The organism is Vibrio sp. 10N.247.310.98, assembly GCF_041467395.1.
Classification (GTDB): domain Bacteria; phylum Pseudomonadota; class Gammaproteobacteria; order Enterobacterales; family Vibrionaceae; genus Vibrio; species Vibrio crassostreae_C.
In genome coordinates this window covers 1-1359 of the sequence record NZ_JBFSUL010000125.1, presented here as the reverse complement: position 1 = coordinate 1359, position 1359 = coordinate 1, and the positions used below count along the sequence as shown (strand labels likewise).

General features: G+C 42.9%; 1 protein-coding gene and 1 tRNA gene. One reads left to right on the top strand and one right to left on the bottom strand.

Features of this window, described 5'->3' with window-relative positions; all coding sequences use genetic code 11:
- Window positions 1–129: 129 nt before the first annotated feature.
- The gene (locus AB6E78_RS22890) at window positions 130–918 is read right to left on the bottom strand and encodes a lipase family protein (RefSeq protein WP_017064543.1); all 789 of its coding nucleotides are present in this window, start codon (window positions 916–918) and stop codon (window positions 130–132) included.
- Window positions 919–1267: 349 nt separating this feature from the next.
- On the opposite strand from AB6E78_RS22890, the gene AB6E78_RS22885 reads away from it, so the two are divergent.
- A tRNA-Leu gene (locus AB6E78_RS22885) sits at window positions 1268–1354 on the top strand.
- The last annotated feature ends 5 nt before the right edge of the window (window positions 1355–1359 follow it).

Genomic DNA, 1359 nt, shown 5'->3' with positions numbered 1-1359 from the left:
ATGCAGCGGATTGCAAATCCGTGGACCTCGGTTCGACTCCGGGAGGCGCCTCCATAATTCAGAAAAAACCAGTCCTAGTGACTGGTTTTTTCGTTTCTGGCCCCGCTAAAAGCTTCCTACGTACCCATTTCAATGCTTATCAAAGAAATCTTTGTTACGGATATACTTGCTCATCAAGTGGTAAGAGAAAGGTCTTATCAGCCAACTAAAGATAGAGCGACCAAGGCGGATTAATGTAGGAGTGTTCTCATAGATTCGTCCGTTATAAAGCCAAAGCACTTTACCTACATGCCAATAGAGCAAAGGAACCGGTGGCATGAAGGTCACGATGTCGATGTCACAGCAAATTCGGTAGGTCTTCTTACTCATGCGATAGTGCTTTCGAAAGCTCCAATCACCAATGGCGGGTTGGCCAAAAGTCACTATTCGTTTAATACAGCCTGGGTACTTTTGATCAAAGTAATCAGCGAAGACACAACCGATAGCGCCTCCGGAAGAGTGGCCAGTAATAGACACTCTTTTTCCTTGTTCGATGAGAGGTGTGAGCGTGGCTTCCAAGCGCTCAATAACGGTTAAGCCAAGCTTATCTTCATTACGACTTGGCTGGCTCTCTTGAAACATTAGATGGTAGAAACCCGCATGCACACGATAATTGAGCCCAATTCTCTTACAGCTTCTGGTCCATAGAGCAAAGGTTAGTAGCCAATCTGAGATACTGTGCGATCCTTTGATTACCACAACCACTTCATCTTTGTCGCTACTCCACAACACTCTAATCATGGTTTTACCAAACTGGTTCTTGATGATGCGTTGTCCATTAGGGTCAAAACCATAGCGAGTCTGCTTAAAAACTCTAGGGTAGGCGAGGTTACAAAGAACGGCATAGCGCTCATATTGATATCGTTTTAGTGGTTTCACATGTTTACTTCTTAATAAGAGTTACTTCAAACTCTAATCGTTGAATGTGAAAAGCACATGAAAACGCCATTTGCTTGGTTTAAAACAATAAAATCACCGCATTCAATTGGTATTTGAATCAATGGTTGTCAGTGATTTGTCCGTTTAAATTAGAAATCCAAGTATAAGAACCGTACAAGCTGCACTAAATTTATTCTTTTGAGTTCGATAATTAATCACTTGAATTAAAAGATAAAATTTATTGTTGACGAATTTTTTCCTTCCGTTAAAGTACACCTCGTTCTCACGGCTTAGGTCGCTGAGAGATGGTGTTTTTACTTTTCAGTAATCGGCCTCGCAAGATTGCGTTGCCCTGGTGGTGGAATTGGTAGACACAAGGGATTTAAAATCCCTCGGCGTTCGCGCTGTGCCGGTTCAAGTCCGGCCCGGGGCACCATCTAT